Source organism: Pinirhizobacter sp., assembly GCF_036499745.1.
Classification (GTDB): domain Bacteria; phylum Pseudomonadota; class Gammaproteobacteria; order Xanthomonadales; family Rhodanobacteraceae; genus Pinirhizobacter.
On record NZ_DASYDG010000021.1, the window covers coordinates 1 to 25349 of the forward strand.

A 25349-nucleotide genomic window follows, 5' to 3' on the forward strand; every position below is an offset into this window, starting at 1 on the left:
ACCCCCTCCTCGATGATGCGCTCGAGCATGCCGGGCGCATCGGTGGCGGGGCCGAGGGTGGCGACGATCTTGGTGCGACGGACTTGGGCTTCGGTCATTTGTCGGAAATTACCACAATTAGTCCAGCGTCTTGTTCAACACGTCGGCCAGCCGCTTGCCCGCTTGGCGAAGGCGCTCTTCGGCCACGGGGCGTTCGATGGCGACATAGGCGTCGTCGATCTCGTGCTTGTCGGGATAGAAACCCGGCGCCTTGCTGATCTTGCACGACTCCTCCGCCCACTGGGCGTAGGGGTTGTCCAGCGGCGGAATCGGCCGGGGCAGCGTCACCGCGCCCTGCGCCGCCAGCAGGTCCGCATAGGCCGGCCACTGCAGGTTGCGCGTATACAACATGCCTGAATCCCACACTTTGTGCAGGTTCGAGCCCTTGCCCTGGAACTGCACCTGGAATTCATTGCCGCCCTTGTCGTCGCGGTATCCCGCATGCAGCGGCTGGTGTACGTCACCAACGAAATGCACGACGAAGCTCAGGGCCTCGCGGCGTTCGGTGTCCGATTTCGAGCGGTCACCCAGGATGGCCACGTACTTGCGGATGCCCTCCACCACGCACTGGCCATCTGGGCATTTGGGCGGTGAATACACGCAGGTGGGGTCGTTGAAGTCCACGTAGTGCAGCTTGGCCGTGGCCTTGCCCAACGCCTTGGTGTCGGGGTTATCGCGCAGTTCGTCGGGCCAGCTGGCGATATCGGCCAGGTCCGTGTCGTTTTCGGTGGCCAGCAGGCGCTTGACCTCGGCCAGGGCCTTGGGATCGAGCTGTCGCTGGGCCAGGCTCGCCACGATGCGGTGGCCGACCTGCCCCCAGGCGAAGGCGGCCGGGGCCGCGCCCAGGCTAAGCGCGAAAGATGCTGCGACGACGGCGCTGCGGATATGGGTGGAGCGCATGGGAGGCCCTGCATGGTGGCTTGGGCGGCGGAGTCTGCCACAGCCTGATGACACGGTGCATGGGCGTTAAGCGGCCACAACATCGCCCGGGCCCGTTTCCGGCTAAAATTGGAGGTCATAGCCCATCCGAACCACCACGCACCCCAAGAGGACGCTGCCCTATGGCCATCAAGGTCGCCATCAACGGTTACGGTCGCATCGGTCGCAACATCCTGCGCTCGCTCTATGAGTCGGGCCGCCACGACGACATCCAGATCGTCGCGGTGAACGACCTCGGCGATGCCGAGACCAACGCGCACCTGACCCAGTACGACACGGCGCATGGCCGTTTCCCGGGCGAAGTGTCCGTCGACGGCGGCGACCTGATCGTCAATGGCGACCGCATCAAGGTGTTCGCCGAGCGCGATCCGTCGAAGCTTCCCTGGGGCGAGAACGACATCGACGTGGTGCTGGAAAGCACCGGCTTCTTCACCTCCAAGGCCAAGGCCGGCGCGCATCTGGCCGCAGGTGCGAAGAAAGTGATCATCTCCGCGCCCGGCGACAAGGACGTGGACGGCACGTTCGTGTACGGCGTGAACCACGACAAGCTCACCTCCAGCCTGCAGGTGATCTCCAACGCCTCGTGCACCACCAACTGCCTGGCCCCGCTGGCCAAGGTGCTCAACGAGAAGATCGGCATCGTGCATGGCCTGATGACCACCATCCATGCCTACACCAACGACCAGGTGCTGACGGATGTGTACCACTCGGACCTGCGCCGCGCCCGTAGCGCCACGCACAGCCAGATCCCGGCCAAGACCGGCGCCGCCGCCGCGGTGGGCCTGGTACTGCCGGAACTGAACGGCAAGCTCGACGGTTTCGCCATCCGCGTGCCCACGATCAACGTGTCGGTGGTGGACCTCACCTTCGTCGCCAAACGCGAGACCAGCAAGGAAGAAATCGACGCTGCCATCGCCGAGGCCGGCAACGGTGCGCTGAAGGGCATCCTGACCACCAACACCAAGCCGCTGGTGTCGATCGACTTCAACCACAATCCGCACTCGTCGATCTACGACGCCACGCAGACGCGTGTCATGGGCGGCACGCTGGTGAAGGTGCTCTCGTGGTACGACAACGAGTGGGGCTTCTCCAACCGCATGCTGGACATGACGCGGGCACTGATGGCCGCGAAGTAATACCCGCGCCGCCGCCCGGCTGGGCTTCGGCGCGAACAAAAAAGCCCGCCGCGACTCACGTCCGGCGGGCTTTCCTTTTGCGGCTGCGTCAGCTTACAGAGCGACCATTTTCTGCTCGATTGCGCCGAAGATTGAATGACCTTCCTTGTCGGTCACCTCGATCCGCACTGTGTCACCGAACTTCAGGAAGGGGGTCGCCGCCTTGCCATCGCGCAGGGTCTCCACTGTCCTTTGCTCAGCCAGGCACGACGCGCCCCTGGACGTATCTTCATTGGCGATCGTGCCTGAGCCGACCAGCGTGCCGGCGGTCAACGGCCGCGTTCTGGCTACATGGGCCACCAGCTGGGCGAAGCTGAATTGCATGTCCACCCCGCATTCGGCTTCGCCGAACCACTTGCCATTGATCCAGGTGCGCATGGGCAGGTGAAGCTTGTCGCCCTGCCACGCATCTCCCAGTTCGTCGGGGGTAACCAGCACCGGCGACAGCGCAGAGCGCGGCTTGGATTGCAGGAAGCCGAAACCCTTGGCCAGTTCGTTGGGGATGAGGCCGCGCAGCGAGACGTCGTTGACCAGCCCCACCAACTGGATGTGTTCGGAGGCCACCTCGACGCTCACGCCCATGGGTACGTCGTCGGTTACCACCAGCACCTCGGCTTCAAGGTCGATGCCGAAGTCTTCGCTGGGCACCACCACCGGATCACGGGGCCCAAGGAATCCGGCGCTGGTGGCCTGGTACATCAGGGGATCGGTGTAGAAAGACTCGGGCACTTCGGCGCCGCGGGCGCGCCGCACGCGTTCGACGTGCGGCAGGTAGGCGCTGCCGTCGACGAATTCATAGGCACGTGGCAGCGGCGCGGCCAGGCGGCTGATGTCCAGGGGAAAGGCTCCCTTCGCGTTGCCGTTGGCCAGGTCTTCCGCCAGCGCATTCAGCCGCGGCGCAAGGTTTTCCCAATCGTCCAGCGCGGCCTGCAGGGTCGGCGCGATCCCCGTGGCGGGGACGGCGGTGGTGAGGTCGCCACTGACCACGACAAGCGTGCCGTCGCGGCCGCCTTCCTTGAGTGATGCCAGCTTCATCGGTATTTCCTTGGGGAGGGATCAGCCACAACCTTCGACGTACAGCACCTGCGGCGGCACACCCATGTGCCAGCGCGAAACGATGCCGTCGGGGCCGGCCTGGAAGACAATGCGCGCCTGGGCCTGCGGGGACGGTGTGACGATCAGATCCTTCGCGTTGGCGAGGTACTTGTTCGGCTGCACCGCCAGTTTGTCCTTGTAGAGCCCGGCGATCTCGTTGGCTGTCATGCCGATGCGGCCACCGCCGGGCGCCATGGTGTCACCCTGGCGCACGTCCACGCGTTTCAACACACCGTCCTGCACCATGAAGGCAATGTCGCGGCTTTCCTTCGGGGGCGCCAGGAAAGCGCAGGCATTGGCATCGGTGAGCGTGGCGGGGGCGAGCGGGGATTTCCATGCGGCGCGGAGATCGGCGACCGACATGCCCCAACGGAGGTCCTGGAAGCCCATGACGTCGCTGCCGAGCTGGTCGGCGGGCGCCACCGGCGCCACCATCGCCGAGCCTTCGGGCGGGCCCGCGGTGCTTCCCGGGGCCGGACCCGGAGGCGGCGCGGGCGCGGCATCGGCCGCGGACTGGGCTGGTGGCGGCGCCATCTGTGAGGTGTCGGCGGCTTCTTTTTCGCAGCCGGCAAGGCCGAGGGCCAGCAGCGCGGACAGCAGGACTGGTTTGTTCATCACGATTCCGGATTGAAGTGCCGGTGGATATTCTGCCAGCAGCTGTAGTAATCGCCCTGTAACTGCGGCGAAGCCAGGGCCTGTGCCACCGGGCGGATCACTCGCCGTGTCTCGAACATGAAGGCCATGGTGCTGGTGACGTGGTCCGGCTTGCCGGTATCGGCGGCGCTGGCCTTCTCGAAACTGGCGGCATCGGGCCCGTGGCCGCTCATGCAGTTGTGCAGACTGGCGCCACCGGGCACGAAACCGCCGGCCTTGGCGTCGTAAGCGCCCTTGATCAGGCCCATGAACTCGCTGGCCACGTTGCGGTGGAAGTACGGTGGCCGGAAGGTGTGTTCGGCCACCAGCCAGCGCGGCGGGAAGATGACGAAATCCATGTTCGCCGTACCCGGGGTATCGCTGGGCGAGGTGAGCACGGTGTAGATCGACGGATCAGGATGGTCCACCGCTATCGAGCCGATGGTGTTGAAGAGCTCCAGATCGTATTTGTAGGGCGCGTAGTTGCCGTGCCAGGCCACCACGTCCAGCGGGGAGTGGTCGATGCGTGCCGACCACAATCCCCCCTGGAATTTTGCCACCAGTTCGAAATCGCCATCGATATCCTCATACGCCGCCACGGGTGTGAGGAAATCGCGCGGCAACGCCAGGCCGTTGGCGCCAATGGGCCCAAGGTCCGGCAGGCGCAGCGCGGCACCGAAATTCTCCGCCACATAACCCCGGGCCGCGCCATCGGGGAGATCCACGCGGAAACGCACGCCGCGCGGGATCACCGCGATCTCGAGCGGAGCCACGTCGAGCACGCCCAATTCCGTGTGCAGTACCAGCCGTCCGTCCTGCGGCACGACCAGCAGTTCGCCGTCTGCGCTGTAGAAATAACGGCCCTGCATCGAACGGTTGGCGGCGTAGAGGTAAATGCCGCAGCCGGCGTGTTCGTCCGCGCCGCCGTTGCCGGCATAGGTGACCAGGCCATCGACGAAATCGGTATCGGCCGGCGGCGCGGGCATGGGATCCCAGCGCAGCTGGTTGGGCGTAGCCGGTGCCTCGTGGAAGCGGTTGTGGAAACGGGCATGCTCACGCGGAACGAAGGGTTCGTGCATCGCCGCTGGCCGGATGCGATAGAGCCAGCTTCGCCGGTTGGTATGGCGCGGCGCGGTGAAGGCGCTGCCGCTGAGCTGCTCGGCATACAGGCCGCCGGCCACGCGCTGCGGCGAGTTCTGGCCGCGGGGCAACACGCCCTCCAGCGCCTCGGTGGCGAATTCGTTGGCGAAACCCGATTGGTAGCGCAAGGTGCTGGTCATCATCGGTTCCATGCGTTGGCAAAGCGTCAAGGGTGGATGCTATCGTGCCCGCGCGCCATTGCAGCCAGGGGCAGGCGTAAAAAAACCAAATTCAAATCGAGGGGATCTGCATGTCCGAGTCCATGGCTCCACCGCCGTACGGCACAACCGTGTCCAATACCGTCAGTGATCTTGCTGTTCCGCTTTCTTCCGGCAGTGGCTGGATGAAGTTCGTCGGCATCATGTTCATCATCCAGGGGGCGATGACCGCCATCACCATCGTTGGCATCGTCATCGCCTGGCTGCCGATCTGGATCGGCGTGCTGGTGATGCAGTCCGCCGGTGCCATCGAGCGCGCCCAGCTCAGCGGCGACGCCATGGCGATGAAGGAAGCGCTGTCCAAACTTCGCACCTATTTCGTGATCCAGGGTGTGCTTTACCTGATCGGCATCATCATCGCCGTGCTGTACGCCGTGTTCTTCGGCGCGGTGTTCATGGCCATGTTTCGCAACGGCATGCCATTCCACTGAGGTCACCTACACCCGCGGCATCGACGATGGCCGGGCGGTCACGCGCCCGGCCATTGCCGTTTTAAAGAACGCCGCGGCGCATCTGGTCGCGCTCGATGGATTCGAATAAGGCAGTGAAATTGCCGTTGCCGAAACCGTCGTTGCCCTTGCGCTGGATGATCTCGAAGAAAATGGGCCCGATGTTGTTCTGGGTGAATATCTGCAGCAGCAGTTTCGTCTTGGTTTCGGTATCCGCGTCGATCAGGATCTTGTTCTTTTGCAGGCGCGGGACATCCTCGCCGTGATTGGGCACACGCATGTCGATCACTTCGAAATACGTGTCGGGCGTATCGAGGAACTGAACCCCCTGGGCGCGCATCGCTTCCACCGACTCATAGATATTGTCGGTGAACATGGCGATGTGCTGGATGCCCTCGCCCTTGTACTCGTGCAGGTATTCATTGATCTGGGATTTTTCATCCGCGCTCTCGTTCAGCGGGATGCGCACCATGCCGTCGGGCGCGGTCAGCGCCTTGGATACCAGGCCGGTCTTGGCACCCTTGATGTCGAAGTAGCGGATCTCGCGGAAGTTGAACAGGCGCTCGTAGTAATCGGACCACTGCTGCATGTTGCCGAAATACAGGTTGTGCGTGAGATGGTCGATGAAGGTGAGGCCGAAGCCCTTCGGGTGGCGGTCGACGCCAGGCAGGTATTCAAACTCCTGCGCATAGGCATCGCCCGTGGCACCGTAACGGTCGATCAGGTACAGCGCGGCGCCGCCGATACCAAGGATGGTGGGCACCTGCAGGGCCAGGGTATCGGTTCGGGCGGGGATCAGTTCCGCACCGTTGGCCAGGGCCGTCTTCTGCACTTCGGTGGCCGGCCGGTTGAAACGGATGGCAAAGCCACAGGCCGAGGGGCCGTGTTTGGCGACGAAATCCGCAGCGAACGAGCCGGGCTCTTCGTTCACCAGGAAGTTACACTCACCCTGCCGGTACAGGGTGATCGCCCTGGACTTGTGCCGGGCCACGGCCGTGAAGCCGAGCCTGGGGAAAAGGGTATGCAGGAGGCTGGCATCGGGTGCGGCGAACTCAACGAATTCGAAGCCGTCCACCCCCTGCGGGTTCTCGAATGTGGTCACCTGCATGCCGGCGTTGGGCTGGGCACTCATGGAATTCTCCTGGAGAAGACAGGCTCAATGCTGCCATAGCCTACGTTATAGTTTCACTTGAAACCATTTGCAAGGAGTGTCGCAACACGATGGCCGACTCAACCCACCACCCGCTGGCCCTGGAGCAGTTCCTGCCCTACCGGTTGTCGATCGTCTCCAACACCATCAGCCAGGCCATCGCCGCGGATTACGAGTCGCGCTTCGGCCTGACCATGACCGAATGGCGGGTCATGGCGGTCCTCGCGCGATTTCCGGATGTGTCAGCCCGCGACGTAGCCGAGCGCACCGCCATGGACAAGGTGGCGGTGAGCCGCGCGCTGGCCCGGCTGGTCAAATCCGGGCGTGTGAATCGCGAAACCCATGACGATGACAAGCGGCGCTCGGTGCTGCGCCTGAGCGACGCGGGCTGGGCGATCCACGATGAGGTGGCGCCCCAGGCGCGTGCCCACGAAACGGAGTTCTTCGCCGTGCTCGATGCCGAGGAACGCACCTGGCTGCTGCGCATCCTGGAAAAACTTTCAGCGTAAACGGCGGGGTTACTTCACCCCATGCATCAGCCGGTTGATCAGCGGGGCGATCAGGAACAGCAGCACACCCGCGCCCATCAGCGACCAGAAGCCGAAGGTGTATCCATCCAGCGCCGAGGCGGTGGTCATGCCCGTCTCGCCGCTGACGTGGCCTGCGAAGATGCCGGACAGGTTGTTGCCGATGCCGGTGGACAGGAACCAGCCCCCCATGCCGAAGCCCACCAGGCGGAGCGGCGCGAGCTTCGTCACCATGGAAAGGCCGATCGGTGACAGGCAAAGCTCGCCCACCGACTGGATCACGTACACCATGAAAAGCGTCCAGAACGGGATCTTGCCCGACACATCCACCATGTCCGAGAGCGCCAGCATCAGCAGCGCGAAGGCCAGGCCGTTGAAGATCAGCCCCAGGCCGAACTTGCGCGGGATCGACGGGTTCAGCCGCCCCATGCGGATCCAGATATAGGCAAGCACGGGCGCAAGGCCGATGATGGCCAGTGAGTTCACCGACTGGAACCACGCCGTGGGGAACGCGAAGTCACCCAGCTGGCGGTTGACGATCTTGTCGGCCAGGAAGGTGAAGGAACTGCCCGCCTGCTCGAAGAACATCCAGAACAGCACGTTGAAGGCGAAGATGATCAGCATGGCGATCACCCGGTCGCGCTGCACGCGGCCCTCGCGGATGCCTTCGACCAGCAGCAATACCGCCAGGGCCACGAAGAGGATGCTGAGCACCCACTGCAGGAACCCGGCGCCCACGGCAAGCAACAGGTACATCACCGGGATGCCGGCCACGATGCCCACCAGCACATAGGCCACCCGTTTCAGGCTCTCGCCACCGGGCGGCGGCAGGCCGATATCCTTCAGGCCGCGGCGCCCGAACCAGAACCAGAACAGGCTGATGATCATGCCCACGCCTGAGGCCATGAACACTACCTTGTAGCTGGGCATGTCCAGGCTGCCGAACACCGCCTTGGCCAGGTACTCGGTGATCACCGGCGCGATCAGCGCGCCTAAGTTGATACCCATGTAGAAGATGGTGAAGCCGCTGTCGCGGCGTTCGTCGGCCACCCCGTAGAGCTTGCCGACCATGGTGGAAATGTTCGGTTTGAAAAGACCATTGCCCACGATCACCGTGGCAAGGCCCAGTTCGAAGATGTGTTTTTCCGGGAAGGCGATCAGGAACAGCCCCGCCGCCATGACCGCCGCCCCGACCAGGATCGACCGCTGGTAACCCAGCACGCGGTCGGCCACGTAGCCGCCGAAGATGGCCGAGGCGTAGACCAGCGCCAGATACGCGCCATAGGTACGGCTGGCCGGTTGCTCGCCGGTGGAATCGCCACCGAAGAACTGCGCCACGATGTACAGCACCAGGGCCCAGCGAATGCCGTAGAACGCGAAGCGTTCCCAGAACTCGGTCATGAAGAGCATCCACAACGGCCGTGGATGGCCCATCGTGGTGGGAAAATCCGGCGGCATGCTTTCCGTGGCTGCCTGGGTCATGGCGATCCCCTGTTCCGTGTTGTCGTCGATGAGTACCTTCACCCGCCGGGCAAGGCTTCGTCAACGATGCATCGCAACATCCTGCGAAGTTGGGCGGACTTTATGTCCCCAGTTGCGTGCGGACTTCCAGCAATTCGGGGAAGAACGTCTGCTCGAGCGCCCGACGTAAAAACGCCACGCCGGACGAGCCGCCCGTGCCCGGCTTGTAGCCGATGATCCGCTCCACGGTCTTCATGTGGCGGAAACGCCAGAGCTGGAAGTTTTCCTCGATATCCACCAGTTGCTCGCACAGGTGGTATTCGGGCCAATGATCGTGGGGCGCCTCGTAGATGCGCTTGAGCGCCGGCAGCAGAGCATCGCTGCGCGGATACGGCTGGGTGAAGTCGCGGTCGAGGAGCTCGGCGGGCACCGCGTGGCCGCGGCGGCCCAGGAACCTGAGGAACTCATCGTAAAGGCTCGGCGCCTCGTATACCTGGCGCAAGGCTTCGAAATCTGCCCGGTTATGCGCGAATACCTTGAGCATATCGCCGTGCTTGTTGCCCAGCATGAATTCCACCACGCGGTATTGCAGCGACTGGAACCCCGACGACGGGCCCAGGATCTCGCGGAACTCGTGGTACTCGGCCGGCGTAAGCGTGGCAAGCACGGCCCACTGCTCGTACAACTGCCGTTGCACCTGCTTCACGCGGGCAAGGATCTTCAGGGTGGAATCGACGTCATCCGCGCGCAGGCAGGCGATCGCCGCCCGCAACTCGTGGATCATCAGCTTCAGCCACAGCTCGGAGGTCTGGTGCTGCACGATGAACAGCATCTCATCGTGGTGCGGCGGCACGCTTCGCGGCTGTTGCGCCGATAGCAACGTAGTCAATTGCAGATAATCGCCGTAGGTCATGCGGCCATCGAGATCGGTCGCCATACCCGGTTCCAGGCGGTCGGTCGGAGCGGGCGCGGCGGGGGACGGTTTGGAGGTCATGGGTGGAATATAACGGGTCGCTCCAATTCCCTCGACGCTTGTGAACGTCTTCATATAAAACAATGGCTTGGCATCGAGTTGAACGTGATTGATGCTGCGGTGTCCCTTGAACGGTCATAATTGCCCTGATATCAAGGGCGGTCCCCACGGAACCGGCCTTCCCTGGCGGATGTGCGCAAGGCCCCACTGGATGGGTTGGCGCCTCCTTCAAAAAAATATTCCCCATCCGGAGCGAGTCGTGTCCATCGCCGCCAAGTTCGAAATTGAATACCTGCAATACCTTGACAAGGACGGCAAGGAAGTCCGCAAGGATCTCCCCGCCTTTGCCAAGGATCTCGACCAGATGGTCGAGCTCTACAAACTGATGGTTTCCACCCGCGTGTTCGATGCCAAATCCGTTGCCCTGCAGCGTACCGGCAAGCTGGGCACGTACGCCTCGTGCCTGGGCCACGAAGCCGCCCACGTGGGCATCGGCTCGGCCATGAAGCGCGAAGATTCCCTCGCCGTGAGCTACCGCGAATACGGCGCCCAGCTTTACCGCGGCGTACAGCCGCGCGAGGTGTACATGTACTGGGGCGGCGACGAGCGTGGCAACGATTTCGCCAAGGCACCCGCCCACGACTTCGCCTGGTGCGTACCTATCGGCACCCAGTGCCTGCACGCTGCCGGTTCCGCGCTGGCCTTCAAGATCCGCAACGAGAAGCGCGTGGCCGTGTGCACCATCGGTGACGGCGGTTCGTCGAAGGGGGACTTCTACGGCGCCATCAACGTGGCCGGCGCGCAGAACCTGCCGCTGGTGGCGGTGATCGTGAACAACCAGTGGGCCATCTCGGTACCCCGCAAGATCCAGTCCGGCGCCGAAACCCTGGCGCAGAAGGCTATTGCCGCGGGCCTTCCGACCATCCAGGTGGACGGCAACGACATCATCGCCGTGCGCAAGGCGATGGAAGATGCGCTCGACCGCGCCCGCAAGGGCGAGGGCGCCAGCGTGATCGAGGCGGTGACCTACCGCCTGGGCGACCACACCACCGCCGACGATGCCCGCCGCTATCGCGGCGAGGACGAAGTCAAGGAAGCCTGGACGAAGGATCCCGTACCCCGCCTGCGCAAATGGCTCGAAGCCAAGGGTGCCTGGGACGAAACCAAGGAAAAGGCTTGGGCTTCCGAGTGCGACGACTGGATGGATGGCGAAGTGGACGCCTACCTGCAGACCAAGACGCAGCCGGTGGAAGCGATGTTCGACTACCTCTACGCCGAACTCCCCGCCGACCTCGTCGCCCAGCGCCAGCAGGCCATCGACCTCGACCGCAAGTCGCACGGATAAGAAGAATATTCATGGCACAGATCACCCTTATCGAAGCGGTAACCCAGGCGCTTGCCTATGAAATGGCGCACGACGATTCCGTCGTGGTGCTGGGCGAAGATGTCGGCGTCAACGGCGGCGTGTTCCGCGCCACCCAGGGCCTGCAGGAAAAATTCGGCGAACTGCGCGTGCTGGACACGCCGCTGGATGAAACCACCATCGCCGGCCTCACGGTGGGCCTGGCCGTCCAGGGCATGAAGCCCGTGGCCGAGGCGCAGTTCGAAGGCTTCATCTATCCGATGATGGAGCAGATCGCCTGTCACGCCGCGCGCCTGCGCCACCGCACCCGTGGCCGCATGACGGTACCGGCCGTGTGGCGCGCCCCCTGGGGAGGCGGCATCCGCGCACCGGAACATCATTCGGAAGCCAACGAACACCTCTTCACCAACATCCCGGGCCTGCGCGTGGTGCTGCCGTCCTCGCCGGCGCGCGCCTACGGCCTGCTGCTGGCGGCGATCCGCGATCCGGATCCGGTGATGTTCTTCGAGCCGAAGCGCATCTACCGCCAGTACAAGGAAGAAGTTCCCGACGACGGCGAGGCCCTGCCGCTGGACGTGTGCTTCGTGCTGCGCGACGGCACCGACGTTACCCTGGTCACCTGGGGCGCCCAGGTGAAGGAAGCGCTGGAATCCGCCGACGCGCTGGCCGAGGAAGGCATCAGCGCCGAGGTGATCGACGTGGCCACGCTTACCCCGCTGGACTTCGACACCATCGCCGAGTCTGTCACCAAGACCGGCCGCTGCGTGATCATCCACGAAGCCCCGCGTACCGCCGGCTTCGGCGCCGAGATCGCCGCGCGCCTGATGGAAGAGTGCTTCTACGACCTGCTGGCCCCGGTGCAGCGCGTCACCGGCTACGACACGCACATCCCGCTGTTCCGCCTGGAAATGAAGTACCTGCCCAGTGTCGAACGCATCGTCGACGCGGCCAAACGCACGCTCGCCGTCAGCTAAATAAAGCATCCAACGAGACCGACCCCATGGCCGATATCAAGACCTTTTACCTTCCCGACCTCGGCGAAGGCCTGCCTGACGCCACCGTCGTGGAATGGCACGTCAAGGAAGGCGACACCGTCAAGCTCGATGCCCCGCTGGTGTCGATGGAAACCGCCAAAGCCGTCGTGGACGTCCCCTCGCCGTTCTCTGGCAAGGTAACGAAACTGCACGGCGCCGCCGGCGACATCATCGAAACCGGTGCGGCCCTGGCCGACGTCGAGATCGACCCCAACGCCAAACAGCGCGCCGACGCCGAAGCCACCGGCCATCACCATGGCCCGAAGAAGGGCGTGGGCAGCCCCGCGCCAGACAACGCCGCCAAGGTAGTCGCCTCCGACGAGGGCGGCGAGATCGACACTAACGGCAAGCCTGACCGCGAGGACGAAGGCACCGTGGTCGGCGCGATGGTCAGCGGCAACGCCGTGCACACTGAGCAGGTATCGAGCGCCGGCGGCGTCAAGGCGGTACCTGCCGTGCGTGCATTGGCGAAGAAGCTGAAGATCGACCTCAGCCGCGTGCGGCCGACCGGCGCCGACGGCGTGGTCACCATGAAGGACGTGAAGGAAGCCGCCGCCAATGGCTCGGCTGCCCAGGGCGCAGCCCCTGCCCGTCCGGCTGGCGCGCGCCACCTGGCGCCAGAACTGCCCGAGCCCACTGCCGCGCCGCAGCGCAGCGCCGTCTCGCTGGCTGGCAAGCCCGTGCGCACCGGTCCGCCGTCGCAGGCCGTGATGGGCCAGCCCGAACAGCTCAAGGGCGTACGCCGCAACATGGCGCGGGTGATGGCCGATGCCCACGCCCAGGTGGTGCCCACCACCATCGTGGACGACGCCGACCTCCATGCCTGGATCGGCAAGCAGGACATCACCGCCCGACTTGTGCGCTCGATCGTTACCGCCTGCAAGGCGGTGCCGGCGCTGAACGCATGGTTCGACGGCAAGAACCTCACGCGTACCTTGCATCCGCAGGTGGATATCGGCATCGCGGTGGACACCGACGACGGCCTGTTCGTGCCTGCCCTGCGCAACGCCGACATGCTCGACGCCGCGGGTGTGCGTGGTGCGATCAAGCGCCTGCGCGCCCAGGTGGAGGATCGCTCGATCCCGGCATCGGAGCTCTCCGGCTACACCATCAGCCTGTCGAACTTCGGCATGTTCGCCGGCCGTTACGCCAGCCCCGTGGTGGTTCCGCCGACGGTTGCCATCATCGGCGCCGGCAAGCTCAGCCACGATGTGGTCGCCGTGATGGGCGGTATCGAGGTCCATCGCCGCATGCCGTTGTCGCTTACCTTCGACCACCGCGCGGCCACCGGCGGCGAGGCGGCGCGGTTCCTCAAGGCGATGATGGACGACCTGGCGGCGCCGAACTAATCCCAGGTATTGACGTGCGGCCCGAATGATTCGCGCTGCTTTTTGACCACGCAGAAACGGTGACCGCTGGGGGCCTGCATCACCCACCAGCGGTCATGCACCTTGGCCACGCGGCTGGCACCGAGTTTTTCCAGTCGCGAAGCTTCCGCTTCCAGATCGTCGGTCTCGATGTCCAGGTGTACCCGCGGCTCGTGATCCACGCGCTGCAGCAGGACGATCAGTTCATCGGCCGAGGTACCGAGCTCGGCGTACTTGCCGTCCCCGTCCTGGTCGAAGCTTACGATCGGCTTGCCCAGTGCACCGCTCCAGAACACCGTATCGGGCTTGAGGTCGTCGTCCTTGCAGTCGATGACAAGGGCACACAGGCGGCTATGGTGCATGGCATGACGCTCCGTCGGGAAAGGCTGCCGTTCTAGCGCGACCAGCGTGAAAAACGCAAAAATTCCGGCCTCCCCCGCTAGACTACGCCGATGCTCAACAACGACATCCTGCGCAGCGTGCGCTACATGCTGGACCTCGCCGACGGCCATGTGGTGCAGTTGGCTACCCTGGGCGGCCTTGAGATCACTGCCGAGCAGGTCCATGGCATGCTCGAAAAAGACGATGCGCCGGGCTTCGTCCCATGCAACGACCGCATCATGGCCCATGTGCTCGATGGCCTTATCGTGTTTCGCCGTGGGCGTGACGACTCCCGGCCACCCCGCCCGGTGGAAAAACGCATCACCAACAATCTGGTGCTGAAGAAGCTGCGCGTTGCCTTCGAACTGAAGGACCAGGACATCATCGACATCCTCGCCTCGGCGGACTTCGCTGTATCGAAGACCGAGCTCAACGCGCTGTTCCGGCAACCCGGACATGCCAATTACCGTGCCTGCGGTGACCAGTTGCTGCGTCTCTTCCTTCGCGGCCTGACATTGCGCCTGCGCGGCTGACGTCGAAAAGTCAGCTTCGGCGCGTGCGCCAGATCATCCAGCGCAACCACAACGCCAGCGCCAGCACGGCCATGAACGAGAAGTAGCCGTACAGCGCCGGCATGACCTGCTTCCAGATCGACCCGCTTTCAGGGCCGAATGCGCCCACCTGCTTGATCTGGACAGCGTCGAACGCCACCAGTGACAGCACCACCGCAACCACCACGGCAAGCACGATTGCCACGGCATCGAAGACACGCTGCGCCGCGTGGCGTGGCAGTGACTTCGGATACGTCCAATAAGCCCAGGCCAGTACCAGCAACCACGGCGCAAGCAATGCGATGGCAAGAAACCGCATGGCTGTTACGCCGTCGCCAGGGTGTCGAGTGCGGCACGCAGGGTCTGCATGGCCGCATCGCGCGATGTGTCGTCGGCGTATCCCGGGCTGATCGCCACCGGCTCGCCATCAATCACCAGGCGATACGCAAGGCCTTCGGCGTCCAGCTGTGCCTGCCCTCCGCCGAGCGTCTGCAATCGCTGGCGCAGGGCGCCGGCCTGCTTGGGATCGGCAAACTTCCGCGACAGCAGCAGTTCGTCGCCTTCAGCGCCGAAAAGCCGGAAACGGAACGAGCCGTCGTCTTCGCGGAAGCTGGCGAAACGCGGCATCTTGTCTGATTTGGCCACCGTCGCCTTGCCTGCCGGCGTCGCGACGGTATTCATGCGGCGAAGGCCCACCGCATCACGCAGCTGCGCCACCAGGGGAGCCGCGATAGACCGCGCCTTCGCCGCGCCCTCGACCAGGATGTCCTCGATGTCGCCGGGCCGGGCGATCAATTGATCGTAGCGTTCGCGCATGGGTGCCACGTCGTCTTCGATGCGTTCGAACAGGATCTCCTTCGCTTCACCCCAGCCCATGCCGTCTTCCAGGGCCTTGCCGAACACCTGGGTCTCCGCGCGGCTGGCGAAAGCCTGGTAGAGGGTGAACAGCGCCGAATCGTCCAGGCATTTCGCTTCGCCCGGCGCCCGTGAATCGGTGACGATGCGCATGATGGTTTCGCGCAGCCGCTTGGGGCCGCCTTCGAACAGCGCGATGGTGTTGTCGTAGCTCTTGGACATCTTGCGTCCATCCAGACCCGGCAAGGTGGCCACCTGCTCCTCGATCAGGGCCTCGGGCAACGTGAAGAACGTACCGCGGTACAGATGGTTGAAACGCTGCGCGATGTCGCGCGCCATCTCGATGTGCTGGATCTGGTCACGGCCCACCGGCACCTTGTTGGCGTTGAAGGCCAGGATATCGGCGGCCATCAGTACCGGGTACATGTACAAGCCGGCCGTGATGCCGGCATCGCTGTCCTCGCCCTCGGCAACATTGCGATCCACCGCCGCCTTGTAGGCATGGGCACGGTTGAGCAGTCCCTTGGATGTGACGCACGTCAACAGCCACGTCAATTCCGGGATCTCCGGAATATCCGACTGCCGGTAGAAGGTGACCCGCGCCGGATCCAGCCCACAGGCAAGCCACGTGGCAGCGATCTCCAGCCGGGAACGTTCGATGCGCGCGGGCTGGTCGCTCTTGATCAGGGCGTGGTAGTCGGCCATGAAGTAGAACGCATCGACGCCGGCATCGTGGCTGGCGGCGATGGCGGGCCGGATCGCACCGACATAGTTGCCAAGATGCGGCGTGCCCGTAGTGGTAATGCCGGTAAGGACGCGGGTCTGCATGGGGCTCGTTCGTGGGGAAGCCGGTCGAGTTTAGCCCGGCGAGCCGGCGGCCGCCCAGTCGCGTGACGCGGCGCGCTGCCGCAGCGGGGTGGATTCCCCCGGGACGGCTAGCGCATCAGCGTGGACTTGCCGAACAGCGATTCCACCAGGTCCACCGCAAGCTTGGCCGTCTGGTTGCGCTTGTCGAAGGCCGGATTCAGTTCCACGATGTCCAGCGACGCCACGCGCCCGGTGTCGGCGATCATCTCCATCACCAGCTGGGCCTCGCGGTAGTTCGGGCCGCCACGTACCGTGGTGCCCACGCCAGGAGCGATGGCAGGATCGAGGAAATCGACGTCGAAGCTCACGTGCAGGTGGGTATCCTGGTCGATGTCCGCCAGCGCTTCCTCCATCGACGCCTTGATGCCGATCTCGTCGATGTAGCGCATGTCGTAGATGTCGATACCCGCTTCATGCACGAACTTCTTTTCACCCTCGTCCACCGAGCGGATGCCGATCTGACGGAAGACATCGGGCAGGGTTGCAGGCTTCGACCCGCCAAGCATGGTGAGCTCGTCCGGACCATGGCCGCACAGGCAGGCCACGGGCATGCCGTGGATGTTGCCTGAGGGCGTGATCTGGCTGGTGTTGAAGTCGGCGTGGGCATCGAGCCACAACACGCGGAGCTTCTTGCCCGCCTCGCGCGCATGGCGCGCGGCGGCGGTGATCGAGCCGATCGCCAGGCAATGGTCGCCGCCAAGCATGATCGGCACGTTGCCATCGTGCAGTTCGCGGTACACCGCCTCGTACACCGCGCGATTCCAGGCCACCACTTCGGGCAGGTGACGGTATCCGTCCACCGGCGGCTGCCATGGGTTCAGCGGGCCAGCCAGGTTGCCCCGGTCGACGACGGCAAGGCCGCGACGGGCGAGCCTGGCGGCAAGATTGGCTACGCGAAGGGCCTCAGGGCCCATGGACGCACCGCGATGGCCGGCGCCGATATCGGTCGGCGCGCCGATCAAAACCACTGATTTGTTCATAGAATCTCAGTCGACCCAGGCCGCCGCGACACACGTCGGCAGCAGGGCCTTGGGGAGTCGAAGGATACTATGGGACAGGTTAACGCCCAGCCTTGTTACTGGAAGCAGCCGGTCGACCGTGCCTGGATCTTCGGCGCACGCGCACGCGCCTGCCAGTTCACCTTCGCATCCTCGCCCACCACCACGTCGAGCCAGTACGACGGCGTGGATTCCACCCGCTCGGCCATGCGGGCCGGGAACCCCAAGGCCACCAATTCGTCGCGATGCTTGCGGGCGTTCTCCTGGGCATTGAATACGCCCAGGGCAATGGAATTGGGTTCAGGGCCAGCCGGCACCACGAAGTAATCCTTCACGTTCTTCGCCGCCAGGCGCCTAGCCATGTCGGTGGCTTTTTCGCGCGAATCCATCGGCGGCAGGAATACGCGCCAGCCGTGGGATACGCTGGCGGTTTCCTGCCGGGTGCGGCTTCGAATCACCAGGGCTCCCAGCGCGCTCCGCGCGGCGCGCGAATCGACGTCACTGGCAAACGGGCCCAGGGCCACGCAACGGAAAGTACGGCGCTGCGGTGGTTCGATGGGTGGCGGCAAGACGCCGACAGGTGCAGGTGCCTGCTGGTCGCTGGACGGGCGAGTGGTCTTCGATGCCGTCGCCACCCCAAGCTTGCCCGGCGTTGCAGGAGGCGTTGAAGCGCTCGATGAGGGGACCTGAGCCGATGCCATCGGCGATACGGGGAGCGGCGCGGCGACCACGGCCTGGGCGGTGTTGGCGTTCGAAGGCGCCGGTGGTGCAGCGACCGTCGCCGGCGCGACCGGCATGGCTGGCTGCGTTTCAGCCACCAGCTTCAGCCGCGGCACGCCTTCATCAGCGACATCTCCGATGAAATGCCCGCCGCCGCCGAACAGCAACCACGCTGCCACGGCGATGTTCAACGCGACCAGCAACACGAAGATCAGGCGAGGCAGCATCGGGAGACCGCATGGGGTGGTGCCGGCACCCGGATTCGAACTGGGGACCTACCGCTTACAAGGCGGTTGCTCTACCAACTGAGCTATGCCGGCGCAGCCCGCGATTTTAACCTGAAGCTGGCGATGTGGCGAGCGTGGTCTGTCCATCGGTGGCACAGGCGGCAAGGCCCAGCAGCACGGCATCGGGGGCATGCTCGGTGGCAAGGGTGACCAGGGCCGCCAATGCCTGGCCATCGCCACCGCCCACCAACAGCCTGGGTTGGCCGCCAAGCCGGGGCGCCATGTGTGCGTTGAAGCGCTCCACCAAAGCCGCCGCCGCGTGCCAGCAACCGGAAAAGAGACCATCGGCGGTATTGTCGGCAGCTTCGACTACCTGGCCCACGACATCGGGCTTCACCCTGGCGGTTGCTCCCAGCACCGACTGGTACATCAGCTGCGCCCCCGGGGCGATCAGGCCCCCCAGGTGGCTGCCGTCGGCCGCCAGCGCGTCCAGCGTAAGGGCGGTGCCCGCGCTCACCAGGATGCATGGCGCGCGACCGGAACGATAGGCGTGGACCATGGCCAGGAAACGATCCACGCCAAGTCGGGCAGGTTCTGCATAGGCATTTCGCACGCCACACGCCCGGGAAGGTGTGTGCAACCATTCCAGTGGGCGGTCGAAGGCAGCAACAGCGGCGTTATCCACCATGGCCTCGCGTACGCTGTCCACCACTGAAGCCGCCACAACCCGATCAGGACGTGGCCAATCCGCCCACGCCGAAGCCAGTGCAAAGGCAGCAGAGTCGTTCCACGCGACCACGCCCCGCTTGATAAAGGTGTGGCCATCCCATAGCGCGAATTTTGCCCGCGTATTACCCAGGTCCAGGAGTGCAATCACGTGCGACGCACCGAGACATCGGCGCTATCGACGCGTTTCAAATCGCTTCCCACACGCACCAGAAGTGCGCCGCGGCCATCGATGCCGGCACCCACGCCATGGAATTCACCTTGTGCGCCGATCACGCGCAGGGGTTGGCCGGCGAGAAGATCGAACGAGGCGTAGGGATCGACGAAGGCCGCGAAACCCTCACGCTCGAACTGCTCCAGGCCCGAGACTAGCCGCGCAATGAGCGCCGCCGCCATCAGGTTGCGATCCGGTGGCTGGCCCCCGCTAAGCGTGGCGACATCGGTGACCGGTTGCGCCGCTTCCTCACGGAGGGCATCGGGCACCCGTATGTTCAGGCCGATCCCGATGATGGCCGTGCACGGGCCCTGGAATTCCCCGGAAAGCTCCACCAGCACGCCGGCGAGCTTGGCGTCCGCGGCAAGTATGTCGTTGGGCCATTTAAGTCCGGCCGTACGGATGCCCATGTCTTCCAGGGCATGCAGCACCATGACGCCGATGGCCAGGGAAAGTCCGGAAAGCCGGGCGAACCCCGCATCGAAGTGCTTGGCCACCGACAGGTAGATATTCAATCCCGGTGGCGAGATCCACGACTTGCCGCGCCTGCCGCGGCCTGCCGTCTGCGATTCGGCCATCACGATGCTCAAATCCGGGATGCCGGGTAAGCGCCGCTGCAGCTCGCTGGAGGTGGAATCGAGCTCCCAGTGGACCTCCAGCGCGCCCAGGCGCTGCCGGGCCACCACGGGAAGCCCGTCGCGGATGGCGGTTTCCTCGAGCAGCTGGACGGGCCAGGGCAAACGGTAGCCGCCGCCGACCCGGGCCTCGATCGGCAGGCCGCGCTGGCGGAGGGTCTCGACCTGTTTCCAGATCGCAGCGCGGGTTACGCCGGCCGTTCGTGCCAGGACAGCGCCGGATATGGGTTGGCCGGGCGCCAGGGCGCCGAGCACGGCTGGTGTGAGCATCGTGGGTGAAGTCTCGCAGGCCAGGGGGAGCACGCCGGGGAAGCGCCATCATCGCGCATTTTCGGCGTTTTCGTGGGGCACTGGCAGGTCCGGCAGGTTTCTGCGACTATCAGGAGCTCCCCGGGGAGACAGGGGTATTGCCATGCATACCAGGTTCCTACAGTACGGCTGTCTAGCGCTAGGCCTATTGGCCTGCGGGGCCGTGGTGGCATCTCCTGCCAGTGGGACCTTGGCTACATCCGCCGCTTCCTCAGGTAGCGATGCCAGCCCGCATGCCGTGGATGGCCAGGGTGGTTCGGTACACAACCCCGACGATATCCCCGCCCACTCGAATACCCGATCCACGCATGCGCGAGCGGCCGTCGGCGACGACCTTCCGGACGATGGCACCCGCGGCGATGCTGCTCCAGCCTCGGCCAAGCCTGATGTCGGCTGGCCTGCCCTGCTCCCGGGCTCGATCTGGTAATTCCCTAACCCGGTGGCAGCACCACGGTAAACCTTGCCCCGCCGAATTCCTCGGAGCGGTCCACATGCATGGTGCCCTGGTACGCCTTGACGATGTCCTGCACGATCGAAAGGCCGATGCCATGGCCTTTGACCCGTTCGTCGCCCCGTACGCCCCGCTGCAGCACGCGCTCGATGTGAGCGTCGGCGATGCCCGGACCGTCGTCTTCCACCGCCATTGACAGCCCCGGACGACCCCTCACCACGCCCTGACGGGACTTCACCGTCAGCAACACGCGGTGATTGGACCATTTGAAGGCGTTCTCGAGCAGATTACCCATCAATTCCAGAAGGTCGCCCTGCTCGCCATAGAACGCGGCCTTTTCCTCGATCTCGAACTCGCACAGCACGTTCTTCCCGGCGTAGACCTTCTCAAGGCTCTGCACGAGGTCTTCCGCGTGCGCGGACACCATCACCGGCGTGGCGAAGATCTTGCGCCCCGAGGTGGCCGCACGGGACAACTGGTAGGCCACGATCTCGTCCATCCGGCGCACCTGGTCCAGGACATCGGCACGGGCCACGTCCAGACCTGCTTCCAGTTGCGAACGGACCACCGCCAGCGGTGTTTTCAGGCTGTGCGCGAGGTCGGCCAGGGTATTCTGGTAGCGGGTGCGCTGGTCGCGCTCGGAATCGATGAAGGCGTTCAGGCGAGCGGTAAGGCCCATCAGCTCCACCGGGTAGGGTCCTTCCAGGTGCTCGCGGTCGCCACGTTCGATCAGGGCCAGGTCGCTGGACACCCGTCGCAACGGCAGCAGGCTCCAGCGCAGAAGAAGCAGCTGCAGCAGGATCAGCATCAGGCCAAGCGTTGCCAGCCACAGGAACTGCGTGCGGCGGTAAGTGCTTACCTGGCGTTCGAACTGGTCTTCGGTCTGGGCCGCGGTAAAGGTCAGGTGTACCGGCTTGCCGCCGTTCTGCGGATCGATGTCCACGCCGAAGCTGTACACGTACAAGCGCCCCGCTTGCGTATCGATCGGCCCTTCGAAGGTCTCGTTACCCATCGGCAACCGGCGGGCGAATTCCACATCGCTACCCAGCGCCGAGGACGACTCCCAACGGTAGCCATCGTCACCGAGGATCACGCCATACAAGCCTGATCTCGGGCGGGAGAAATCCGGATGCGGTGGCGAATCGGGCGGCGTTACCTTGCCCGCCCGCGTCACTTCGGTGCCCGTGATGAATGCAATCACGTAGTTGTGCAGGCGATCGTGCATCGCCGACAGTTCGCTGGCGTAGTTCGCCTTGTTCTGCGCCAGCCAGGTAAGCCCGAGGAATGCAGCCAGTGCGAAGCCCGTCGCCAGTGCCGCGCGGGCGGCAAGCGACAGGGGCTTGTGTTCCATCACCCGCTCGATGAACTTCAGCACGCGCGGCTCTCCCGCCGAGCCTTGGGTTTTATTCCTCGTCCGCCTCGTTGCGCGGGATGGCAAAGCGGTAGCCGCGGCCGCGCACCGTTTCGATCGGCTTCAGCGCGCTGTCCGGATCGAGCTTGCGGCGCAGGCGGCCGATGAACACTTCAAGCACGTTCGAATCGCGGTCGAAGTCCTGCTGGTAGATGTGCTCGGTGAGATCGGCCTTGGACACCAGCTCGCCGGCATGCAGCATGAGGTACTCGAGCACTTTGTACTCGTAGCTGGTGAGGTCGACCTGGCGGCCATCGGAGGTCACTGTCTGCGCCGTGGTGTCGAGCTTGATCGGGCCACAGGCCAGGATCGGCTTGGACCATCCACTGGCGCGGCGCACCAGCGCGTTGATGCGGGCCAGGAGCTCTTCGACGTGGAAGGGCTTGACCAGGTAATCGTCGGCGCCATGCTTGAGGCCTTCGACCTTGTCCTGCCAGCTGCCACGGGCGGTAAGGATCAGGATGGGATAACGCTGGCCGTGCTCACGCAACGCCTTGACCAGATCCATCCCCGAGAGCTTGGGCAGCCCAAGGTCGATGATGGCCAGGTCAAAGGGCACTTCGCGGCCCAGGTACAGGCCTTCTTCGCCGTCCTGGGCTGCATCCACGGCAAATCCATCGCGCTTCAGGCGGGCGGCGAGGGTCTCGCGGAGCGGGGCTTCGTCCTCGACAAGCAGGATGCGCATCAATGTTTCTCCTTGGTATCCCCAGGGGTTGCCGTGGGGATCTTGGCCGTTTCAGTTCGCACCGGCACCACGCGGACGTGTCCGTCGGGTGTCAGTACCTTCAGTCGATACTCGGTTGTCAGACCATGCTCCAGTGTGCGGGTCTGGGCCGACAACACCTTTCCGCCCGTGTCCTGCTGCACTTTCGCCACGGCTTCCTCGAGGGTCAGCCCCACGTCAGACGCCCACGCAGGCGCGCACAGCACAAACCCGAGGAAAACTAGCGAAAGGAACGTGATTTTCATGTGGGGCATCGCGGGTAACGATGCGATCATGCCCTGCGCCATTGAATTCGTCCTGAATCGACGTTCAGGAGCGCGGAACCTTTCATGCCACCTGCCGCAGCGGAGCGATCGCCGCCTCCATCAACGGCCACCCTGCCCCGTCCTGGTGGGCACCATCGCTCAAGGTCCGGCGGAAGTGCCGGGCACCCGCTTCCCCCTGGAAAAGCCCAAGGATATGGCGGCTGATGTGCTTGAACTGCGTGCCGCGGGCCATTTCGGCCTCGATATAGATGCGCAGGTGTTCGAGCACCTGCACCCGGCCCGGCAATGGGGTGCCGTACAGGGCTTCCTCACATTGGGCCAGCAGGTACGGGTCGTGGTACGCGCTGCGCCCCAGCATCACCCCGTCCACCCGCGCCAGGTGTGCCTGCACCTGTTCCACCGTGGTGATGCCGCCATTGATGACGATGGTGAGGTCGGGAAATTCCTGCTTCAGGCGATAAACGCGCCCATGGTCCAGCGGCGGGATCTCGCGGTTTTCCTTCGGACTGAGCCCTTGCAGCCAGGCTTTGCGCGCATGCACCACCAACACCTTCACGCCGGCTGACACCATGGTGCGGGCGAAGTGCTGCAGGTCGGCGTATTCGTCCTGGTCGTCTACGCCGATACGGCACTTCACCGTCACCGGGATATCCACCGCTGCAGCCATGGCACGGACGCATTCGCCCACCAGGGCAGGCTCGCGCATCAGGCAGGCGCCAAAACGCCCCGACTGCACGCGGTCGGACGGGCAACCGACATTGAGGTTGATCTCGTCGTAACCGGCCGCGGCACCCATGCGTGCCGCCGCTGCGAGCTCTACCGGATCGCTGCCGCCCAGTTGCAGGGCTACGGGGTGTTCCTCGTGGCTGTGCTCGAGCAGCCGCAGCTGGTTGCCACGCACCAGCGCCGCGCTGGTTACCATCTCGGTGTAGAGGCGCGCATGGGGCGACAGCAGACGATGGAAGTACCGACAGTGGCGGTCGGTCCAGTCCATCATGGGGGCGACGGTAAGGCGGTAGGCGGTGGGATCGACGACTTGCATGGGAAAGATTATAGCCGCCCTCTTTAGCGGCGATCGCTTATGCTTTGCCGGAGACATAGGGGGAATGAAGCGATGAGACGTTCGGGGCTCCTGGCTTTCTTTTGCATGTTCGTGGCGCTAGCCACGGCAAGCCGCCTGGCGTTGGCTGAGCCTGCCCCAGGCGCTCGTATCACCCTTGGGCATTCGACCGTCCCCTTGAACGGGCCGTGGCGATTCCATGTCGGCGATGATCCTGGCTGGTCTTCACCGGACTTCGATGACAGCTCATGGGAAACCGTCGACCTTACTCCCGCACCGAATGCCCATGACGGCGATGTGGGGCTGCCGGGGTACGTATCCGGATGGAGTCCGCGCGGCCATGCCGGCTACACCGGTTACGCCTGGTACCGGCTGAAAGTCACTGTCGATGGCGGCGGGAACAACCCGCTCCACTTGGCGGGGCCGACCCTGGTGGATTCGACTTACCAGCTTTACGCAGACGGAAAACTCCTTGGTGGCTCCGGCACCTTCACCGGTACCCGGCCAACGGTGTTCGGCGTGCGACCGAGTGTGTATCCGTTGCCGTCGTCATCATCGACGGACACGAAGACCTACCTGATTGCCTTTCGCGTATGGATGGATCCCCTTGATGCCGGTGACGACAACGGCGGAATCCATGTCGCGCCGATCATCGGCGACGCCGCCAGTATCGATCAGCTTCATCAGGTGCAATGGCTGCAGACGTTCAAGGGCTACGTGGCGGACGCGATCGAGCCGATCGCATTTATCCTGCTGGCATGCATGGTTTTCGGACTGATTTGCTGCAGAACCCACGATGCCTACCGATGGCTGGCTGCCGGGCTGGTTCTCCTTGCGCTCCTGCGCGCCAACCAGTCGGTGTATTACTGGTGGGACGTCCTGAGCTTGCGCTGCTCCGACATCGGGACCACCGTGATACTCAGGCCGCTGGTTCTGGCGACATGGACCCTGGCCTGGCGGGACTGGTTCGGCATAAACAAATATCCCTGGTTGCGCCATTCCATAACCGCGCTCACCGTGGTTTACCTGGTCTTCGCATGGCTTGGCCGCCCATGGTTCATGCCGGACGCGCCCCATGGCCTCAAAGTGGCTGCCGACACGATGGTCGAAGGCGTGCGCGTGGCCTTTGCCGCGCTCTATCTATGGATCATTGGCCTTGGCGTGATCCGGTCAGCGAAACCTTCCGCTTATCTGGCAGCGCTCGCCGCCATCCTGGTCGGCATTGGCCTGTTCGCCACGGAGCTCAACATGTTGGGCGTTCCGGGCATCTGGTTTCCGTATGGCACCGGCGTGGCAAGGAGCCAGTATGCGTATGCCGCCTTCATCCCGCTTTTGTTTTTGCTGATCCTGAAGCGATGGGTTGGCTATGCACGAAGAAAGTGATTTCGAGC

At 64.4% G+C, this 25349-nt stretch carries 27 protein-coding genes and 1 tRNA gene; 9 read left to right on the plus strand and 19 right to left on the minus strand.

What is annotated here, in order from left to right:
* Positions 1-117 precede the first annotated feature (117 nt).
* Positions 118-939 carry a S1/P1 nuclease gene (locus tag VGM61_RS07545; RefSeq protein ID WP_331522151.1) on the minus strand — a complete coding sequence of 274 codons (822 nt, stop codon included), beginning with the start codon at positions 937-939 and terminating at the stop codon, positions 118-120.
* A gap of 161 nt (positions 940-1100) precedes the next feature.
* Between VGM61_RS07545 and gap the strand changes: the two genes are divergently transcribed.
* A complete protein-coding gene (gene gap / locus VGM61_RS07550; RefSeq protein ID WP_331522152.1) occupies positions 1101-2114 on the plus strand; it encodes a type I glyceraldehyde-3-phosphate dehydrogenase in 1014 nt (337 codons plus the stop codon).
* A 93-nt stretch (positions 2115-2207) separates the two neighbouring features.
* On the opposite strand, the gene VGM61_RS07555 is transcribed toward gap, so the two are convergent.
* From VGM61_RS07555 to hmgA, 3 genes are read right to left on the minus strand one after another with little or no spacing between them, the layout of a single operon-like run.
* Complete coding sequence (locus tag VGM61_RS07555) at positions 2208-3188, minus strand: fumarylacetoacetate hydrolase family protein (RefSeq protein WP_331522153.1); 981 nt, start codon at positions 3186-3188, stop codon at positions 2208-2210.
* A gap of 21 nt (positions 3189-3209) precedes the next feature.
* A complete protein-coding gene (locus VGM61_RS07560; protein ID WP_331522154.1) occupies positions 3210-3863 on the minus strand; it encodes a hypothetical protein in 654 nt (217 codons plus the stop codon).
* On the minus strand, positions 3863-5161 hold the full coding sequence (hmgA, locus tag VGM61_RS07565; RefSeq protein ID WP_331522155.1) for a homogentisate 1,2-dioxygenase: 1299 nt from the start codon (positions 5159-5161) through the stop codon (positions 3863-3865). The genes VGM61_RS07560 and hmgA overlap by 1 nt, the downstream gene beginning before the upstream one ends.
* Before the next feature lie 110 nt (positions 5162-5271).
* On the opposite strand from hmgA, the gene VGM61_RS07570 reads away from it, so the two are divergent.
* The gene (locus VGM61_RS07570; protein ID WP_331522156.1) at positions 5272-5670 is read left to right on the plus strand and encodes a DUF5362 domain-containing protein; all 399 of its coding nucleotides are present in this window, start codon (positions 5272-5274) and stop codon (positions 5668-5670) included.
* Positions 5671-5731: 61 nt separating this feature from the next.
* Here the strand turns inward: VGM61_RS07570 and hppD are convergent, their stop codons facing one another.
* Positions 5732-6820, minus strand: coding sequence for a 4-hydroxyphenylpyruvate dioxygenase (hppD, locus tag VGM61_RS07575; protein ID WP_331522157.1), 1089 nt, complete (start codon positions 6818-6820; stop codon positions 5732-5734).
* An 89-nt stretch (positions 6821-6909) separates the two neighbouring features.
* Between hppD and VGM61_RS07580 the strand changes: the two genes are divergently transcribed.
* Positions 6910-7347 carry a MarR family winged helix-turn-helix transcriptional regulator gene (locus VGM61_RS07580; RefSeq protein WP_331522158.1) on the plus strand — a complete coding sequence of 146 codons (438 nt, stop codon included), beginning with the start codon at positions 6910-6912 and terminating at the stop codon, positions 7345-7347.
* Positions 7348-7356: 9 nt separating this feature from the next.
* On the opposite strand, the gene VGM61_RS07585 is transcribed toward VGM61_RS07580, so the two are convergent.
* Positions 7357-8847 carry an oligopeptide:H+ symporter gene (locus VGM61_RS07585; protein ID WP_331522160.1) on the minus strand — a complete coding sequence of 497 codons (1491 nt, stop codon included), beginning with the start codon at positions 8845-8847 and terminating at the stop codon, positions 7357-7359.
* 100 nt (positions 8848-8947) lie between these two features.
* A complete protein-coding gene (locus VGM61_RS07590; RefSeq protein WP_331522161.1) occupies positions 8948-9763 on the minus strand; it encodes a tryptophan 2,3-dioxygenase in 816 nt (271 codons plus the stop codon).
* 295 nt (positions 9764-10058) lie between these two features.
* Here VGM61_RS07590 and pdhA point away from each other — a divergent pair, with 295 nt between their 5' ends.
* Genes pdhA through VGM61_RS07605 form a run of 3 tightly spaced genes read left to right on the plus strand, consistent with a single transcriptional unit; the run spans position 10059 to position 13545 of the window.
* Positions 10059-11144 (plus strand): pyruvate dehydrogenase (acetyl-transferring) E1 component subunit alpha, encoded by a 1086-nt coding sequence (gene pdhA / locus VGM61_RS07595; protein ID WP_331522162.1) that lies wholly within the window; start codon positions 10059-10061, stop codon positions 11142-11144.
* Positions 11145-11155: 11 nt separating this feature from the next.
* Positions 11156-12136 (plus strand): alpha-ketoacid dehydrogenase subunit beta, encoded by a 981-nt coding sequence (locus VGM61_RS07600; protein WP_331522163.1) that lies wholly within the window; start codon positions 11156-11158, stop codon positions 12134-12136.
* A 26-nt stretch (positions 12137-12162) separates the two neighbouring features.
* On the plus strand, positions 12163-13545 hold the full coding sequence (locus tag VGM61_RS07605; protein WP_331522164.1) for a dihydrolipoamide acetyltransferase family protein: 1383 nt from the start codon (positions 12163-12165) through the stop codon (positions 13543-13545).
* Here the strand turns inward: VGM61_RS07605 and VGM61_RS07610 are convergent.
* Positions 13542-13925, minus strand: coding sequence for a VOC family protein (locus VGM61_RS07610; protein WP_331522165.1), 384 nt, complete (start codon positions 13923-13925; stop codon positions 13542-13544). The two genes, VGM61_RS07605 and VGM61_RS07610, sit on opposite strands and share 4 nt — an antisense overlap.
* A 90-nt stretch (positions 13926-14015) precedes the next feature.
* Here VGM61_RS07610 and VGM61_RS07615 point away from each other — a divergent pair, with 90 nt between their 5' ends.
* A complete protein-coding gene (locus VGM61_RS07615) occupies positions 14016-14477 on the plus strand; it encodes a DUF1456 family protein (RefSeq protein ID WP_331522166.1) in 462 nt (153 codons plus the stop codon).
* 10 nt (positions 14478-14487) lie between these two features.
* On the opposite strand, the gene VGM61_RS07620 is transcribed toward VGM61_RS07615, so the two are convergent.
* From VGM61_RS07620 to VGM61_RS07650, 7 genes are all read right to left on the minus strand, one after another.
* Entirely contained in the window at positions 14488-14814 is a 327-nt protein-coding gene (locus VGM61_RS07620) for a hypothetical protein (protein WP_331522167.1), read from the minus strand.
* A 5-nt stretch (positions 14815-14819) separates the two neighbouring features.
* Positions 14820-16178, minus strand: coding sequence for a tryptophan--tRNA ligase (locus VGM61_RS07625; protein WP_331522168.1), 1359 nt, complete (start codon positions 16176-16178; stop codon positions 14820-14822).
* A gap of 107 nt (positions 16179-16285) precedes the next feature.
* On the minus strand, positions 16286-17197 hold the full coding sequence (gene rocF, locus VGM61_RS07630; RefSeq protein WP_331522169.1) for an arginase: 912 nt from the start codon (positions 17195-17197) through the stop codon (positions 16286-16288).
* Between the two features lie 95 nt (positions 17198-17292).
* Positions 17293-18162, minus strand: coding sequence for an SPOR domain-containing protein (locus VGM61_RS07635; RefSeq protein WP_331522170.1), 870 nt, complete (start codon positions 18160-18162; stop codon positions 17293-17295).
* A gap of 17 nt (positions 18163-18179) precedes the next feature.
* Positions 18180-18255, minus strand: a tRNA-Thr gene (locus VGM61_RS07640).
* 13 nt (positions 18256-18268) lie between these two features.
* Positions 18269-19039, minus strand: a complete 771-nt coding sequence (locus VGM61_RS07645) for a type III pantothenate kinase (protein ID WP_331522171.1) — start codon at positions 19037-19039, stop codon at positions 18269-18271.
* Positions 19036-20007: a biotin--[acetyl-CoA-carboxylase] ligase gene (locus VGM61_RS07650; protein WP_331522172.1), complete on the minus strand. Its 972-nt coding sequence runs from the start codon at positions 20005-20007 to the stop codon at positions 19036-19038. Before VGM61_RS07650 ends, VGM61_RS07645 begins: the two co-directional genes overlap by 4 nt.
* A gap of 229 nt (positions 20008-20236) precedes the next feature.
* Between VGM61_RS07650 and VGM61_RS07655 the strand changes: the two genes are divergently transcribed.
* Complete coding sequence (locus tag VGM61_RS07655) at positions 20237-20473, plus strand: hypothetical protein (RefSeq protein WP_331522173.1); 237 nt, start codon at positions 20237-20239, stop codon at positions 20471-20473.
* A gap of 4 nt (positions 20474-20477) precedes the next feature.
* Here the strand turns inward: VGM61_RS07655 and VGM61_RS07660 are convergent, their stop codons facing one another.
* The 4 genes from VGM61_RS07660 to dusA are packed head-to-tail and all read right to left on the minus strand — an operon-like array spanning position 20478 to position 23940.
* On the minus strand, positions 20478-21935 hold the full coding sequence (locus VGM61_RS07660) for a sensor histidine kinase (RefSeq protein ID WP_414694821.1): 1458 nt from the start codon (positions 21933-21935) through the stop codon (positions 20478-20480).
* Positions 21901-22593, minus strand: a complete 693-nt coding sequence (locus VGM61_RS07665) for a response regulator transcription factor (RefSeq protein WP_250624229.1) — start codon at positions 22591-22593, stop codon at positions 21901-21903. Before VGM61_RS07665 ends, VGM61_RS07660 begins: the two co-directional genes overlap by 35 nt.
* Positions 22593-22919 (minus strand): hypothetical protein, encoded by a 327-nt coding sequence (locus VGM61_RS07670; RefSeq protein ID WP_331522175.1) that lies wholly within the window; start codon positions 22917-22919, stop codon positions 22593-22595. The genes VGM61_RS07665 and VGM61_RS07670 overlap by 1 nt, the downstream gene beginning before the upstream one ends.
* 40 nt (positions 22920-22959) lie before the next feature.
* Complete coding sequence (gene dusA, locus VGM61_RS07675; RefSeq protein ID WP_331522176.1) at positions 22960-23940, minus strand: tRNA dihydrouridine(20/20a) synthase DusA; 981 nt, start codon at positions 23938-23940, stop codon at positions 22960-22962.
* 105 nt (positions 23941-24045) lie between these two features.
* Here dusA and VGM61_RS07680 point away from each other — a divergent pair, with 105 nt between their 5' ends.
* Entirely contained in the window at positions 24046-25341 is a 1296-nt protein-coding gene (locus VGM61_RS07680) for a hypothetical protein (protein WP_331522177.1), read from the plus strand.
* The last annotated feature ends 8 nt before the right edge of the window (positions 25342-25349 follow it).